This is a genomic window from Exiguobacterium sp. s160, assembly GCF_018617575.1.
GTDB classification, from domain to species: domain Bacteria; phylum Bacillota; class Bacilli; order Exiguobacteriales; family Exiguobacteriaceae; genus Exiguobacterium; species Exiguobacterium aestuarii_A.
The window spans coordinates 1081617-1098202 of the sequence record NZ_JACSKK010000001.1 but is presented as its reverse complement, the minus strand read 5'-3'; the positions used below and the strand labels follow the sequence as shown (position 1 = coordinate 1098202).

General features: G+C 50.4%; 15 protein-coding genes. 13 read left to right on the top strand and 2 right to left on the bottom strand.

Translation table 11 applies throughout. From position 1 onward, the window contains the following. Window positions 1-3: 3 nt before the first annotated feature. Both ribH and KNO86_RS05660 read left to right on the top strand, forming a co-directional pair. Window positions 4-468, top strand: a complete 465-nt coding sequence (gene ribH, locus KNO86_RS05665) for a 6,7-dimethyl-8-ribityllumazine synthase (protein ID WP_214693835.1) — start codon at window positions 4-6, stop codon at window positions 466-468. A 126-nt stretch (window positions 469-594) separates the two neighbouring features. Beyond that, on the top strand, window positions 595-1830 hold the full coding sequence (locus KNO86_RS05660; RefSeq protein WP_214693833.1) for a GAF and HD-GYP domain-containing protein: 1236 nt from the start codon (window positions 595-597) through the stop codon (window positions 1828-1830). Window positions 1831-1866: 36 nt separating this feature from the next. On the opposite strand, the gene pruA is transcribed toward KNO86_RS05660, so the two are convergent. After that, window positions 1867-3411, bottom strand: coding sequence for an L-glutamate gamma-semialdehyde dehydrogenase (gene pruA / locus KNO86_RS05655; protein ID WP_074036480.1), 1545 nt, complete (start codon window positions 3409-3411; stop codon window positions 1867-1869). A gap of 171 nt (window positions 3412-3582) precedes the next feature. Here pruA and KNO86_RS05650 point away from each other — a divergent pair, with 171 nt between their 5' ends. From KNO86_RS05650 to KNO86_RS05640, 3 genes are all read left to right on the top strand, one after another. After that, window positions 3583-4386 carry a hypothetical protein gene (locus KNO86_RS05650; protein WP_214693825.1) on the top strand — a complete coding sequence of 268 codons (804 nt, stop codon included), beginning with the start codon at window positions 3583-3585 and terminating at the stop codon, window positions 4384-4386. Window positions 4387-4398: 12 nt separating this feature from the next. Continuing rightward, window positions 4399-4836, top strand: coding sequence for a thioredoxin-dependent thiol peroxidase (gene bcp / locus KNO86_RS05645; protein WP_214693823.1), 438 nt, complete (start codon window positions 4399-4401; stop codon window positions 4834-4836). Window positions 4837-5322: 486 nt separating this feature from the next. Next, entirely contained in the window at window positions 5323-6684 is a 1362-nt protein-coding gene (locus KNO86_RS05640) for an alanine/glycine:cation symporter family protein (protein WP_214693821.1), read from the top strand. 39 nt (window positions 6685-6723) lie between these two features. Here KNO86_RS05640 and KNO86_RS05635 read toward each other — a convergent pair whose 3' ends face one another. After that, window positions 6724-8427 carry a methyl-accepting chemotaxis protein gene (locus tag KNO86_RS05635; RefSeq protein WP_214693819.1) on the bottom strand — a complete coding sequence of 568 codons (1704 nt, stop codon included), beginning with the start codon at window positions 8425-8427 and terminating at the stop codon, window positions 6724-6726. Window positions 8428-8643: 216 nt separating this feature from the next. Between KNO86_RS05635 and gatC the strand changes: the two genes are divergently transcribed. The 8 genes from gatC to KNO86_RS05595 all read left to right on the top strand — a co-directional run bounded on the left by gatC (window position 8644) and on the right by KNO86_RS05595 (window position 16583). Then, window positions 8644-8934 (top strand): Asp-tRNA(Asn)/Glu-tRNA(Gln) amidotransferase subunit GatC, encoded by a 291-nt coding sequence (gene gatC, locus KNO86_RS05630; protein WP_012727041.1) that lies wholly within the window; start codon window positions 8644-8646, stop codon window positions 8932-8934. 11 nt (window positions 8935-8945) lie between these two features. Next, a complete protein-coding gene (gatA, locus tag KNO86_RS05625) occupies window positions 8946-10388 on the top strand; it encodes an Asp-tRNA(Asn)/Glu-tRNA(Gln) amidotransferase subunit GatA (protein WP_074036499.1) in 1443 nt (480 codons plus the stop codon). A gap of 12 nt (window positions 10389-10400) precedes the next feature. After that, the gene (gene gatB / locus KNO86_RS05620) at window positions 10401-11831 is read left to right on the top strand and encodes an Asp-tRNA(Asn)/Glu-tRNA(Gln) amidotransferase subunit GatB (protein ID WP_214693817.1); all 1431 of its coding nucleotides are present in this window, start codon (window positions 10401-10403) and stop codon (window positions 11829-11831) included. Between the two features lie 63 nt (window positions 11832-11894). Next, window positions 11895-12893, top strand: coding sequence for a diacylglycerol kinase (locus tag KNO86_RS05615; RefSeq protein ID WP_214693815.1), 999 nt, complete (start codon window positions 11895-11897; stop codon window positions 12891-12893). 55 nt (window positions 12894-12948) lie between these two features. Continuing rightward, on the top strand, window positions 12949-14310 hold the full coding sequence (gene rlmD / locus KNO86_RS05610) for a 23S rRNA (uracil(1939)-C(5))-methyltransferase RlmD (protein ID WP_214693813.1): 1362 nt from the start codon (window positions 12949-12951) through the stop codon (window positions 14308-14310). A gap of 195 nt (window positions 14311-14505) precedes the next feature. After that, a complete protein-coding gene (locus tag KNO86_RS05605; RefSeq protein WP_214693806.1) occupies window positions 14506-14925 on the top strand; it encodes a MarR family winged helix-turn-helix transcriptional regulator in 420 nt (139 codons plus the stop codon). A 47-nt stretch (window positions 14926-14972) separates the two neighbouring features. After that, entirely contained in the window at window positions 14973-15680 is a 708-nt protein-coding gene (locus KNO86_RS05600; protein ID WP_214693804.1) for an FAD-dependent oxidoreductase, read from the top strand. A 36-nt stretch (window positions 15681-15716) separates the two neighbouring features. Then, window positions 15717-16583, top strand: coding sequence for an SDR family oxidoreductase (locus KNO86_RS05595; protein WP_251126898.1), 867 nt, complete (start codon window positions 15717-15719; stop codon window positions 16581-16583). The last annotated feature ends 3 nt before the right edge of the window (window positions 16584-16586 follow it).

The following is a 16586-nucleotide window of genomic DNA, read 5'->3' as shown; positions in this document are numbered from 1 at the left end:
GAGATGACATATACATTTGAAGGTAATTTAGTAGGAGAAGGCTTAAAGATTGGAATCGTCGTCGGTCGATTCAACGACTTGATCACGATGCGTCTTCTAGACGGTGCGAGAGATGCATTGAAGCGTCATGGCGTGAAAGAAGAGGACGTGTCACTCGCATTCGTCCCGGGTGCGTTTGAGCTCCCGCTTGTGGCGAAAAAAATGGCGATGAGTCAAAAATATGATGCGGTTATCACGCTAGGGGCCGTCATCCGTGGCGCGACGCCACACTTTGATTACGTGTGTAACGAAGCGGCGAAAGGAATCGCGCAAGCGAGCTATCAATCGGAGGTCCCGGTCATCTTTGGCGTATTGACGACGGAGACGATCGAGCAGGCGATTGAACGGGCTGGTACGAAAGCGGGAAATAAAGGCTGGGAAGCAGCAACATCAGCCATTGAAATGGCGAACTTGTTAAAGCAAGTTTGATGAAGAACCGGGTGCATCGTCGCCCGGTTTTTCAATTGGGATAAGCAGGGTAAAAAGACTGAAAATTGGGTAAAATAAACTCATGGAACGATTGCATATATTCCAGACAAAAGGGAGGTTTGGCACATGGCAACTTCGCATGAATCATTGACGTTACAGTTACAACAACAAGAGCGACTCCATCACCTGCTTTCGTCACTCCTCAATCGCTTTTTAACAACAGAGATTGCGGATTTCAAAAAGCGGGTTGACCAGTCGCTAGCCGAACTCGGACATTATTTCGCGGTCGACCGCGTCTATGTCTTCGATTACGATTTCACGAATCAGGTTTGTCACAACACGTTCGAGTGGTGCGCCGAGGGCATCACCGCCGAGATGGACAATCTTCAAGACGTGCCGATCGACGTGTTGCCCGAATGGGTCAACACTCACGTGGCAGGCGAGACGATGTACATTCCCCGCGTGGCAGATTTACCAGAAACTAGTGTCGTCCGCGGGATTCTCGAACCGCAGTCGATTCAAAGCTTGCTGGCGGTCCCGATGATGCAAGGCAAGACGTGCCAAGGGTTCGTCGGATTTGATTCCGTCGTCTCGGAGCGAACGTACACGGAATACGAGCAACAGGCACTGCAAGATTTCAGTAATGCCCTTCTTGGTGCGGTCGAACGGCACCGGATCGAAGCGGGACGGGAAGAAGCACAGCGTATCCTCGCCGAGCGGGAAAAAGAAATGATCGATTATCAAGAGGGGCTCGTCCGGACGTTGTTACGGCTGTCCGCACTCCGTAACAATGAGACGGGGAACCATATCGAGCGGGTACAAGATTTGTCGACGCTCTTTGCGACGATTTTATATGACCATCATCACCCGGACGTGTCGCCACTCTTCATCGAAGGGATTCGACTTGCGGCACCGCTTCATGACATCGGGAAGATTTCTGTACCAGATTCGATCTTATTGAAGGCGAATAAGTTATCCGACCAAGAATGGGTCTTCATGAAAGATCATGTGCGCGTCGGGGGTGAAGTGTTGAAGGATCTCCAGATACAGTTCCCTCAAAACTACTTTATCCAAATGGCCTATCAGATCGCGCTCTATCATCATGAGCGTTGGGACGGGACAGGATATATCAAAGGGTTGAAGGGAGAGGAAATTCCACTCGCGGCCCGAATCGTCACCATCATCGACGTCTATGACGCGTTACGGACGGTTCGCCCGTATAAACCTGCTTTCTCCCATGACGATACGATTGTCGCGATGAAAGACATGAAAGGGGCGTTCGATCCGACGCTGTTTGACCTGTTCTTGCTCCATCAAGAAGAGATCGCCATCATGTTCGAGCAGACATTTAAAGCACACTGAAAAAAGAGACGTTCCCTTGGGAACGTCTCTTTTTGATTAGAATGTCTCAGATGTTGTCTTCGCTTGCATGTGGAGTTGGATGTAGTCCGGTCCACCTGCTTTTGAATCCGTACCTGACATGTTGAATCCACCGAACGGCTGATAGCCAACGATTGCGCCTGTGCATCCACGGTTGAAGTAAAGGTTCCCAACGTGGAAGTTTTGACGAGCGTATTCTTGATTCATACGGTCACGTGTGAGTACCGCACCTGTCAAGCCGTATTCTGTGTTGTTCGCGATGTCAATCGCTTCTTTGAAGTCTTTCGCTTTTGTGAAAGCGACGACTGGTCCAAAGATCTCTTCTTGCATGAGACGTGCTTTCGGGTCGACGTCTGCGACGACCGTCGGCTCGATGAAGTAGCCTGTTGAGTCATCGGCGTTTCCACCTGCGACGATGCGTCCTTCTTCTTTTGCCACATCGAAGTACGATGTGATTTTCTTGAAGGCTGCTGCGTCGATGACAGGTCCCATGAAGTGTTCGTTCTTCTCTGTGTTTCCGACAGAGAGTTCGTTCGTGAGTTCGACGACGCGGTCAAGTACCGTATCATAAACGCTGTCGACGATGACGGCACGTGAACAAGCTGAACATTTCTGACCTGAGAAACCAAATGCCGATTTGACGATCGATTGTGCTGCGAGTTCGAGATCCGCTGACTCGTCAACGACGATTGTATCTTTTCCGCCCATCTCTGCGATGACGCGTTTGAGCCAGATTTGACCTTCGTTCAACTTAGAAGCTCGTTCGTTGATGCGGAGTCCCACATCACGCGATCCTGTGAAGCTGATGAAACGAGTTTTCGGATGGTCGACGAGGTAGTCTCCAACTTCTGCACCAGGTCCTGGGATGAAGTTGAGGACACCTTTTGGAAGACCTGCTTCTTCCATCACTTCCACGAATTTCGCAGCAACGATTGGTGTCGTTGAAGCTGGCTTCAAGAGAATCGTGTTACCGGCAACGATTGCCGCAACAGCTGTACCGGCCATGATTGCGAACGGGAAGTTCCATGGGCTGATGACGATCCCGACCCCGAGTGGGATGTAGTCATAACGGTTGTATTCGCCTGGACGGCTCTCGACTTTCTTACCAGGTTTGAGCTCGAGCATCTGACGTGCATAGTATTCCATGAAGTCGATTGCTTCTGCTGTGTCCGCATCTGCTTCGTTCCATGGCTTACCAGCTTCTTTGACGAGGTAAGCTGAGAACTCGTGCTTGCGTTTGCGGACGATGTTCGCTGCTTTGAACAAGACGTCTGCGCGGACGGCTGGGTCCACATGGCGCCATGAGTCAAATGCTGTGAGTGCTTCTTGCATCGCACGTTCTGCGAGCTCTTGGTTTGCTTTTGAGACGCGACCAATCACTTCTTCTTTGTTCGCTGGGTTGTAAGACGTGATTTTTCCTTCCGTCGTAACCTTTTCCCCACCGATTACGAGCGGATAGTCTTTCCCGAGCTCACCGTTCACTTTCTCGATTGCCGCTTGGATTGCATCGGCATTCTCTTTTTGTGTAAAGTCTGTGAATGGTTCATGTTTGTATGGAATCATTCTCGTTCCCCCTTAAAGTGATGTTGAGCGTTAAAGCGCTTACGTCTGTATTGTATCGAAATTATCGTAGAAATCCTAGTGAAACAATTTTCCAGAAATACATGCCATTGGAGCGACGATTCGAGACATGGTAGGATGGGGGAGAACACGGCTTTAGAAAGGACGAACAACATGAGAAAATGGCTCATTCCGCTCCTCCTCGTCTTCACGCTCGGGGCATGTGGGAACGACGAAGAGACGGTTATAGAAGAAACGAAACGCGCATTGCCGGATGCTGTCACGGAAGTGTATGCGGATTATCAAACGGCGCTCGAATCGGGCGATGCCGAGGCGCTCGCAGCCATCGACTACGCGGGTCGCTTGACTGACATTCCGGCGACCGGTGCCGTCACGCGTCAGCTTGCCCCGGGGGACATCTATGAGAGTTGGGTCAACGAAGACGAAGACGTGGCGTTTCTCGTCCATGAAATGGTCGACCAAGACGGCAATCCGCTCCCGAACCGGCTCAGTAAAGTCGCTGTGAAAGAAGGTGACGATTGGTCGCTCGTCATCACGCCGACTGCGTTACCAGAGGACGTCATCGCCGAAGTCGGAGAGCTCCTCATCGGGATACAGGCAAACGAATATGGGGTCAACGCAGAAGCGAACGCGCGTCTTGCAGAGGTTCCAGAAGATGAGGCGGGACCGATCTATGACCGAGTCAACGCACAGACCGACTATACGGCGCTCGAGGCGGACAATAACGTTTTTCTCTTGATGGCGGAGACGTTGACGGTCGAAGAGAACCAAGCGATCATGGCCGATTATTTTAAAGCATATGAGACGTGGTATACCGACAATGAAGAGACGCTTCAAAAAGCGGCCGCCACTGAAGATCCAATCGAGTATATCGAAGTTCTCGATTCATTGAAGACAAAATTAGAGGAAGCGATCGATGGCTTCGACGAACAACTCGTCGATCCGTCGTTCGGTTAAGGAGGAAAACAGATGCTCGCACCTACATTTTCATTACCGAACCAAAATGGAGAGACAGTCTCACTGAAAGATTATTTAGGCAAGAAAGTCGTTTTGTATTTTTATCCTCGTGATTCGACACCGGGTTGCACGACGGAAGCGTGTGATTTCCGTGATGCGATGCCGAAGATGGAAGGCGCGGTCGTCATCGGGATTTCAGCGGATAGCAAAAAGAAACACCAGAACTTTATCGCGAAGAATGAGTTGCCGTTCGACTTGCTCGTCGACGAAGAACATGAAGTATCTGAATTGTACGGCGTTTGGCAATTGAAGAAGAATTACGGGAAAGAGTATTACGGCATCGTCCGTTCGACGTTCCTGATCAATGAGGACGGCCACATTCAAGAAGAGTGGCGGAACGTCAAAGTGAAGGGACACGTTGAAGAAGTCGTGTCTGCCATTCGTTCGTAAAATGAGCAAAAGCGGTATCAGACTGTAGACAACATAGGTCTACAGTCTTTTTTTGACCAATCCAGGCATGGGTTGCTTTTCTAGGGGCAAACAGGGAGCCGCATCGCGACTTTCGGTCGTTGCTGGGTCTCCCTTTGCTTGCTATTCCCTCGGGAGTCTCGCCTGCCCGTAATTGGTCATTGCTCTCAAGCCGCCACGAGCGTTTTTTTCTTTTGGGACGAATCAATTTCTCGTTGAGATTCAGTCTATCGATCAACGATTCGTATGGATTGTAAAATCGCTGCTTCTGGATTCTGAGATATATTACAATCATATTTCGAAATAAATTTTAAGAAGCTCTTAAGAACAAGGGTTCAGGGAAAATATTACAATTATATAACGCGTTGAAAACGCTTTCTTTCAGTGGTGTACCTTGACTCGATTGTGAATGTTCTGAAAAATATAGGGAGAGCGCTCAAATCAAGAACGTAGGAGGAGAGCAACACAGTGAATCAAATTGAAAGTTGGCTGTCGAGTTTATCAAATCTCGTATGGGGGCCACATTTATTAATCTTACTCGTCGGGACAGGAATCTTCCTGACCGTCCGTCTCGGCTTTATTCAAGTGACGAGGCTTGGTGTTGGCTTGAAAGAGGCCTTTATTCCAAAGAATGAGAAACCGAAGAAAAAACAACGTGGGGACATCTCGCATTTCCAAGCATTGATGACGGCATTGGCGGCCACGGTCGGTACCGGAAACATGGTCGGTGTCGCGACGGCAATCGTCCTCGGGGGACCAGGCGCAGTCGTTTGGATGTGGTTATCCGGTTTTGTCGGAATGGCGACGAAATATGCGGAGGCCATCCTGGCGGTCAAATATCGTGTCGTCGATGAACGAGGCGAAATTGCCGGTGGACCGATGTATTACTTAGAACATGGGTTAAAGAAAAAGTGGCTCGGCATGTTGTTTGCCTTATTCGCATCAGTCGCAGCTTTTGGGATTGGGAACGGGGTACAGACGAACTCGATCAGTCTCGCCTTGAACAATTCGTTCAACGTCCCAATGGTTGTGACAGGGATCGTCATGATGGCGGTCACGGCATTCGTCATTTTAGGTGGCGTTAAATCGATCGGGAAAGTCGTCGGAATCTTCGTCCCGTTCATGATTTTTGCATATGTCGGAAGCGGGCTCGTGATTCTCATCATGAACCTTGAATTGGTACCGGGTGCCTTATCGACGATGTTCTCGAGCACATTTAGTGCCGAAGCCATCGGTGGGGGTGCGTTAGGTGCCGCGATTCGCTACGGGGTCGCGCGCGGTGTGTTCTCTAACGAGGCAGGACTTGGATCTGCACCGATTGCGGCCGCGGCAGCGAAGACCGACTTCCCGGGACGACAAGCACTCGTCTCGATGACACAGGTGTTGATTGATACGCTCATCGTTTGTTCAATTACCGGACTCACGATTGTCATGGGTGGTCAATATACGGAGGGGCTCGAAGGGATTGCCTTGACGCAAGCATCATTCGCCTATTTCCTAGGACCGATTGGTGAAATCATCGTGACGGTCTCACTCGTCTTCTTCGCCTATTCGACCGTCCTTGGCTGGTGTTATTACGGGGAACGTTCCGCATACTATTTACTCGGGGAAAAAGTGATCGTCCCGTATCGTGTCCTCTATATTTTAGTCGCAGGACTCGGTGCGATGACGACGAACTTGAACTTGATTTGGTCCATCTCGGATGTGTTCAACGGTCTCATGGCGATTCCGAACTTGATTGGACTCTTGTTCCTGTCGGGTGTCGTCGTCGCCGAGACAAAACGATTCGAACTCGAACGAAAAAAAGAAGCGGTGCAATCTGCCGCCTAATGAGAAACCCGCCGAACAGCACGTGTCGGCGGGTTTTTGTCATACCTTGAATTGGCGAATCAATGAATCGAGTTCTTCCATCTTTTGCTGTGACTGTTCGGTCGCACGGTTCAATTCAGCGAAGCGATCGACGGACATCGTCACTTTTTCAGCAATCTCCTGAGTCCCGAGCGCACCATTGTTGACGGTCGTTGCCACGTCTTGAATGACGCCGATCATATTCGACGTCAATAGCTCAAGCTCACCCGCGGCAGCGGCGAACTCGGTCGCCGTCGTCTCAAAACGTCCCGCGTCCTCGCTATATTGGCCGGCCGCCTCCTCGAGTTGGTCATAGTCTTTCAACACGTTCGTATCGAGGAAGTGAAGCATTTGACCTGAGCTCTCATTCAAATGATCGACCGAATGGAGGACGGTCGTCGAGATGGCCTGGATGCGTTCGACGGTCGCCCGGCTTGTCTCGGCAAGTTTTCGAATCTCATCAGCGACAACGGCGAATCCACGCCCGGCCTCACCGGCACGTGCTGCCTCAATCGAAGCGTTGAGGGAGAGGAGGTTCGTTTGAGCAGCGATGTCGAGAATATCGTTCGTGAGCGTTGCGATTTCACGGACAGCTTTGGCGTCTTGCATCGCTTTCTCTAAGTTCGTGCGTGTCGACTGCAGAACGCTGATGGCGTTCTCTTTCGCTTCCACCGCATGTGATTTCAGAGAGAGGGCGCGTTCATCAATCTGTTTGGCTTCAACTTTTCGCTCATCAGCCATCGTCACGATATGATGAATCGTCCGTTCCATATCTGACGCAGACGCGTTCATCTCTTGCGCGCTCGCGGCCGTCTGTTGCATGCCGGCGGTCAAGTCTTCCGTTGTCGCCGCAGTCGTCGTCATATACGTATCGAGTTCTTTCAATTCGTCATACATATGGTTAGATTGTTTCGTCACGCCCGTTGTCACATCGTTCACTTGCAGAATCAACTGACGCAAGTTGGCGATGAACTGATTGAAGTCACGAGCAAGTCCGGCGAACTCGTCACGACGCTTCACGGGAATTGACGTCGTCAAATCACCTTCGCTCGTCGCGAGTTCACGCATCTTCGTCTTGAACTCTTTGAGTGGTTCAAAGATCGAACGGAAGATGAAGAGCATCATGAGGATTGTCATGACGGCCGCGACGCCGAGAACGATGAGGAGTGTCAGCTGAACCTGTTCAAACATCTCAGCCGCTGCGGCTGTGTCCGTTTGAATCTCTTCACGATTCAAGTTGACGAGAAGTCCGAGAGAGTTCGAAAGGGTGTCCGCGCTTGTGGTAGCCGTATCGCGAATGTAAATTTCGGCTGCTTCTGTTCCTTCCTCATTGGAAATGCGGATGAGTTCGTTCATGATTGTTTGGAAGTTGTTCCAGTTCGCGCTAGCTTCATCGAAGAGTCGTTGATCCTCTTCCATGATAATTGTCGCTTCATAACCATCCATCCGCTGTTCTAAAATCGCAACGGATGCTTGGATGTCTCGCTCGATATTTTGTTTTGTCACCGCATCGTCGACGAGGGCGTGACGAAGCAAGTGACGACGGAGTTCGAGCAATTGTTTATCGACTTGATGGATTTGGTCCATCCCTGGTACCCAGGAGACGGTCATATCATGTTGTGCTTCCTTTTCTAAGTTCAAAGCATACCAAGAGTAACCGCTTACACCGAGGAGCAAAACGAACATGATGCTGAATGCGGTGATCAGTTTATTTCGGATCGACATATGATTCCTCCTTAACGAATCGTTTCTATACATAAGCATAATCAGAATCGCGCTCCGACCGTATAGCTGATTTTGAAAGCGGGTCAATATTCGGGAAGGATTCCCCTAGTTTGATAAAAATGAGACAATTTAGAACAAGATAGATTTCCTTTTTTGTCTTATGAAAAAGTGGTATGATAATGAACGATGTATTGAAAACTGTTGGAGGTGGGAATTTTGGCTCGTATTACAGAAGCTGAAGTTCGGCACGTCGCCGGACTTGCCCGACTTGCGATCACGGATGAAGAAGTGACGCACTTCACGGAGCAATTGACAAAAATTCTCGAGTTCGCCGAGCAACTCGATGAGCTGGATACAACGGGCGTCGAACCGACGACCCATGCCCTAGATTTGAAAAACGTACTACGCAAAGACGAGGTTCGTCCATCGCTTCCACGTGAGGAAGTCGAACGGATGGCACCTGACTGGGAGAACGGTCAAGTCCGTGTCCCTGCGGTCTTTGAGTAAGGAGGCCTTTCATGAGTTTATTTGACCACGGTGTAGCAAAACTGCATACGCTATTAAAAGAAGGCGAAGTCACGGTCACGGACCTCGTCAAAGAGTCGTTCGACCGCATCGAAGCGACAGATGACAAAATCGGTGCGTTTTTGACGCTCAACGAAGATGCGTTCGAGCAAGCGAAACGCATGGATGAGCTCGCCAAAACATCAGATAACCCGCTCTTCGGGATGCCAATCGGTGTGAAAGACAACATCGTCACAAAAGGGATGCGCACGACATGTGCCTCGACGTTCCTCGAGAACTTCGTCCCGGCCCACGATGCGACAGTCGTCGAGCGTCTTCATGACGCTGGTGCCGTCACAATCGGGAAGTTGAACATGGACGAGTTTGCAATGGGTTCATCGAACGAGAACTCGGCGTTCAAACCGGTCCGTAACCCATGGGACCCGACACGTGTACCAGGAGGTTCTTCAGGCGGTTCAGCGGCATCGGTCGCAGCTGGACAAGTCCTCTTTAGCCTTGGTTCGGATACGGGTGGTTCGATTCGTCAACCGGCCGCGTATTGCGGTGTCGTCGGAATGAAACCGACATACGGTCTCGTCTCACGCTTCGGCCTCGTTGCCTTCGCGTCTTCACTTGACCAAATCGGTCCGCTCACGCGTACCGTTGAAGACAATGCTTACTTATTGAATACGATTGCGGGACACTGTGACATGGATTCGACGTCAGCCGAGGTCGAGGTGCCGGACTATACGGCAGCGCTCAACCAAGATTTGACGGGTATGAAGTTTGCCCTCCCGGAAGAGTTCATGGCAGAAGGCGTCGCGCCAGGCGTCCGTGAACAGATTGAAAAAGCGATTGAGACGCTCAAGTCTCTCGGTGCGACGATTGAGACGGTCTCGATTCCGTCCGTGAAGTACGCGCTCTCGGCTTACTACTTGCTCGCCTCATCAGAAGCCTCTTCGAACTTGGCTCGTTTCGACGGGATCCGTTACGGACGTCGTGCCGAAGCGGACACGCTCGACGAAGTGTTCACGTATTCGCGTGAACAAGGTTTCGGTGACGAGGTCAAACGCCGGATCATGCTTGGGACGTATGCACTCAGCTCTGGTTATTACGATGCGTTCTATAAGAAAGCACAACAAGTCCGTACCCTCATGAAGCAGGACTTCGCGAAAGTGTTCGAGGAGTACGATGCCATCGTTGGACCAACGGCACCGACGACAGCGTTCAAACTCGGCGAACAGCTCGACGATCCGCTCACGATGTATGCGAACGATATCATGACGATTCCGGTCAACTTGGTCGGTATCCCGGCGATCTCGGTCCCGGCAGGTCTCTCAGAAGGTCTTCCGGTCGGTCTTCAAATTATCGGGAACTACTTTGATGAATCAACACTTTACCGCGTGGCCCATGCTTTTGAACAAGCAAACGGCGGTTTCAAGATGCCACAGCTCTAAGGAGGACGTACGATGAACTTTGAAACGATCATCGGGATCGAGGTGCACGCCGAGCTGAGCACGAAGTCGAAGATTTGGTGTGGCTGCTCACGCACTTACGGTGCCGAAACGAATACACAGACGTGTCCGATTTGTCTCGGACACCCGGGCGTCTTGCCTAAATTGAACGAAGAAGCGGTCAACCTCGCCATCAAAGCGGCGATGGCACTCAACTGTGAGATTGCGACAGATACAAAGTTTGACCGTAAGAACTACTTCTACCCAGACACGCCAAAAGCGTACCAAATCTCGCAATTTGACAAGCCAATCGGTTCAAACGGCCACGTCGACGTCGAAGTCGATGGCGAGATGAAACGATTCCGCATCGAGCGCGTGCACTTGGAAGAAGATGCTGGGAAGATGAACCACACGGGCGAGAAGCACTCGGTCGTAGACTTCAACCGGACCGGCTCACCGCTCATCGAGATTGTCAGTGAAGCAGATATGCGTTCACCAAAAGATGCGGTCGCATACCTCGAACGTTTGAAAGAAGTCCTTTCGTTCGCTGGCGTCTCGGACGTCAAGATGGAAGAAGGGTCGCTTCGCTGTGACTGTAACATCTCGGTCCGTCCATTCGGGCAAGAGAAGTTCGGCACGAAGACAGAGCTCAAGAACTTGAACTCGTTCTCGAACGTCTTGAAAGCACTCGACTTTGAAGAGACGCGTCACCGTAAATTGCTCCTCTCAGGTGGCGTCATGCGTCAAGAGACGCTCCGCTACGACGAGGCAGCGAAAAAGACGATTCTCATGCGTGTCAAAGAAGGGGCAGCGGACTACCGCTACTTCCCAGAACCGGACCTCGTCCGTCTCGAAATCGATGAGGTGTGGAAAGAGCGCATTCGCGCGACGATTCCAGAGATGCCGGCAGCACGTCGTGAACGCTACATGAGCCAATACGGTCTCTCGGCATACGACGCGAAAGCTCTCACGTCGACGCGTGAGTTCTCGGACTTCTTCGAAGCGACGACAGCGGCTGGAGCTGAACCGAAGGCAGCAGCGAACTGGCTCATGGGTGAAGTACTCGGTCACTTGAACAAGTCGAATGAAACGGTCGAAACGATGAAGTTGACGCCAGAAGCACTCGCAGAACTCATCCGCTTGATCGCGGAAGGGACGATTTCATCGAAGATTGCGAAGCGTGTCTTCACAGCGATGATGGAAGAAGGCGCAGAGCCGAAAGCGTATGTCGAAGCGAACGGTCTCGCCCAAATCTCGGACGAGAACTTACTCCGCGGCTACATCCTCGAATTGTTCGAGGCACACCCGCAAATGATCGAAGACTTCAAGAACGGGAAAGACCGTGCGAAAGGCTTCATCATCGGGCAAATCATGAAACAGACGAAAGGGATGGCGAACCCGGCACTCCTCGATGGCTTGTTCCACGAAGAGATCGCGAAACGCTAAGCAGGCGGCGAGACACTTGTGTCTCGCTTTTCGCTCGAGTTGAGCACAGGGGAGAGAATCAATATGCAACGGAAACGTGCGCGGGTCATTTATAACCCGACATCTGGTAAAGAAGTGATCAAACGGGAACTCCCGTACATTTTGAACCGCCTCGAGGATGCGGGTTATGAGACGTCGACGTATGCGACGAAAGCGATTGGTGATGCCACGCTCGAAGCAAAACGGGCCTCAGCGGCCGAGTTCGACCTCATCATCGCCGCAGGTGGAGACGGGACATTGAATGAAGTCATCTCAGGGCTCGCACCGCTTGAGAATCGTCCGACGATCGGTCTCATTCCGGTCGGGACGACGAACGACTTTGCCCGGGCGATGCGGATTCCATTGAGCGTCGTCGGCGCACTCGACGTCATTTGTGACGGGTTCGAGATGCCGGTCGACCTCGGTGAGATCGAAGGCGAGAAAGGTGATATCCACTACTTCATCAATATCGCCGGCGGTGGAATCATGACCGAGCTCTCGTATGAGGTGCCATCGAAGTTGAAGACGGCACTCGGACAGCTCGCGTATTACGTGAAGGGAATGGAGAAACTGCCACTCATCAAACCGACGTACATCGAGCTCGAGCACGATGAAGGGACATTCCAAGGCGAAGTCATGGTCTTCCTCACATCGAACTCGAATTCAGTCGGTGGATTTGAAAAAATCTCACCGCACGCGTCGTTGAATGACGGGTTGTTCGACTTATTTATCCTTCGGAAATGTAACTTGTTTGAATTCATCCATGTCGTCCGTCTTCTCCTCCGAGGGGAACATTTGTCGAGCTCGCTCGTCGAACATGTGAAGACGAGCCGCGTCAAGATGAAGACGACCGAGCCAATGAGTCTGAACATCGACGGGGAGTATGGCGGGGAGTGTACAGGTGAGATGCGGAACTTATTCCGTCACTTGACGGTGCTCGCACCGAACGCCCGGATCCGCGAGATGGAAGAGTTAAATGCACAATATGAACGCGAACAGATGATCAAGCAATTGTTCAATGTTTCGCTCGATAAAGCAGAGTGAAAAGATAGGAATGACGACATCAGTCATTCCTATTTGTAATGGAAGGAGCATTCGTATGCTACCAGTGAAAAAGAATGATCGTCTCGATGTCCATGTCCACGACCTGACCCATGAAGGAGCGGGTGTGGCACGTGTCGATGGCTATACGCTGTTCGTCCCGAACGCATTACCAGGAGAGACGGTCGAAATCGTCGTGACGAAGACGAACAAGCAGTACGGGTTCGCCCGATTGTTGAATGTGAAAGAAGCGAGTGCCGACCGCGTCGAGCCACCGTGCCCGATCTTTTATCAATGTGGCGGCTGCCAGCTGCAACACTTCAGCTATGAAGGACAACTTCGCCAGAAACGGGAACGCGTCGTCGATGCGCTGAAGCGTCTCGGCCAGTTCGATGTACCGGTACATGACACGATTGGGATGCCAGAACCTTGGCGCTACCGCAACAAGGCACAAGTCCCGTTCAAACAAGAAGGGGACCGTCTCGTCTCAGGGTTCTATCGTCCTCGTTCGCATGACATCGTCGAGATGAGCGAGTGTTTGATTCAAGATGAGCGCAATGACAAGGCAATCCAAGTCGTCCGTGATGTATTGGATGCACGTGGCGTGCCAGCATATGACGAGAAGACAGGACGTGGGGTCATCCGTCATGTCATGGCCCGCTACGGATACCATTCGGGTGAACTCATGATCGTCCTCATCACGAAGACGACGAAATTAAAAGGCGTGAATGAGATTGTCACTGACATCGTCGAGCGTCTCCCGGACGTGACGTCGATCATGCAAAACGTCAACCCGGACAAGACGAACGTCATCCTCGGGGCGACGAACAAATTGCTATACGGCCATGAGACGATTGAGGATAAAATCGCAGGACTGACGTTCACGATTTCCCCGCACTCGTTCTTCCAAGTCAACCCGGTCCAAACGGAGAAGTTGTACGGCAAAGCACTGGAGTACGCACAGCTGTCAGGTACGGAGCAAGTCGTCGATGCGTATTGTGGCATCGGGACGATCAGCCTCTTCCTCGCCCGGAAGGCGGCTCATGTGTATGGCGTCGAAGTTGTCCCGGAAGCGATTGAGGACGCGAAACAAAATGCGCTCGTCAATGAGATTGATAACGTGACGTATGCATGTGGAGCGGCCGAAGATGTGCTCCCGCAGTGGAAGAAAGATGGCGTGAATCCAGACGTCATCGTCGTCGATCCGCCGCGTAAAGGATGTGCCGAGTCGTTCCTCGAGACAATGGTCGAGATGGGACCGAAGCGAATCGTGTACGTCTCATGTAACGTCGCGACACAGGCACGCGATATGCGTTACCTCGCAGACCGTGGGTATCGCTTGAAGGAAGTGACACCGGTCGACATGTTTCCACATACGGCACATGTGGAGACGGTGGCTTGGATGGAGAAAGAAGAGTAAGAGATTTGAGAGGGTCCTTGTCCTATCGCTTATCGCGAAAAGGCAGGACCTCTTTTTCTGAAGATATATGTTGATTTGATATGTACCCAGATAGTTAGTATACTTATAGTAAGTAAACGAACTATGTGGTGTGGGAAGTAATGATTCTTTGATCAGACCAAAGAATGTTAAGAACGAAACAAAGAAGGTGATTGTTTGGAGAATTTGTCTTATCTGTTGATTAAGTCTTCCCGATTTTTAAAAGGAACGTTAGACAAACGATTGCAAGAGTATGATTTAACAGCTACGCAATTTTCGGTATTGAATCAAATCACGGGTCACAATGGGAACATCACGTCAGCAGAAGTCGCGCAGCGATTAGAGTCCGATCGACCGACCATCTCTGCAATCATCAATAGGCTTGAAAGAGACGGCTTCGTTGAAAAAGTGCAAAATCCACATGACAAGCGATCTGCGTACCTCAAGCTGAACGAAGAGACATTGAAACTCGTAGACGAGCTGAGACGTATTTCTGATGAAGTGAATGAAATGGTATTTGAAGCGTTCACTAAAGAGGAAGTGGCTAACATGAAAGAATATTTAGTCAAACTGATGAAACGCTTTGATGACATGTGATTCGATGCAAAGAGAAATCGTTTTATTCTGATGAAGGAGGAAGAATCATGGGGTTCATTCAAGATTTTTCACCGATATTCAAGAGGCACGACATCATCTTTGAGAAACACCACAATGAAGTTGGAGATATTCACACTTTCATTTTTCGTTCAGCTCAGCGGATTGACTGGAAAGCCGGGCAACATGGTGCATTCACAATCACTCACGACAAAATCACAAAACCGACTCGAGCCTTCAGCATCGCATCCACTGCCGAAGATGGATACATCGAGATTTCAACTAGAGTGGGAGAGAATCCGAGCGAGTTCAAACAAGCCTTGTTGAATCTAGAACCTGGCATGAAAATGAGCATGAGAGGACCTTTCGGTGGTTTTTATATCCATGATAAAAAGCCGACTGTGCTCATTGCTGGCGGGATTGGGATCACACCGTTCAAGTCCATCGTAAGGCACGTGTTTCACGATAAAGGGATGGCTCCTGAAAAACTGCATTTGCTCTATATGGATCAAAAAGAAACGTTTCTCTACAAGGACGAGTTTGACAACATGAAGGAGGGGAATCCATTTACTGTTGAGTATGTAACGGAGAGAGAAGATTTGCATGTGTCAATCGAGAAATACGTTCAGACATATCACAATGCTGGCAACTATTTTGTGGTCGGCTCACCAGCGATGACAAAATCAATCGCAACACGTCTGAAAGATAAAGGCATACGAAAGAAAAATATCATCAAGGACACGTTCATCGGATACTAAGCGTAAAAAATATGGATGACAAGGAGTGAAGGATTGATGGGTTCAATTCTCGTGACTGGAGCGACGGGTAATGTAGGGAAACATGTCGTCAACTATTTGAACGGACGAGATTCAGACGTTGTGGTGGCTGGGAATCACATACAAGAGTTAGAAAAGAGCTATCCGGGCATAAAAGCGGTCAAACTGGACTTCGAGGATCCGAGCACGTTTGAAGAGGCATTACATGGCGTCGACCGTGTGTTTTTGATGCGACCACCTCAGATTGGGGACGCTGAGGTCTTTCGACCGTTCGTTGGAGCGATGAAGGCACAATCCGTACGTCTCGTCTCATTTTTATCGTTGATGGGGGTTGAACGAAATCCATTCCCTCCCCACCATAAAATCGAAAAAATGATTGAGGAGGCATCGATTCCTTACGCACATATTCGTCCAGGTTTCTTTATGCAGAATTTAACCGGTGTCCATGCCGAGGAGATTAGAAAGGATCGTGAGATTTTCATTCCTGCCGGTAACAGTAAGGTGAGTTTTATCGATGCTGAAGATATCGGCAAAGCAATCGCTCATGTTCTCCTACACCCTCACGCTCATCAACATGTGGCTTATACGTTGACAGGTCCTGAAGCACTCGATTACGTAGACATCGCCAACCAACTGACTCTATTGACTGGGAAAAAAATCACCTATGCCAAGCCGAGTATGCTGCACTATCGTTCACACTATATCAACGAACGGGGACTTAGCCCGGAATACGTGAACGTGACAATGGCGCTTTATTTGATGACGCGCCTTGGCACAGCAAAGGCGGTCACACATACGTTCAAAGAATTGACAGGGGAAGAACCACGGACGTTTTTCGAGTTCGCAAAAGCTCACCTTCATGAGTTTGAGCGAAAAGCTGATTGAGAT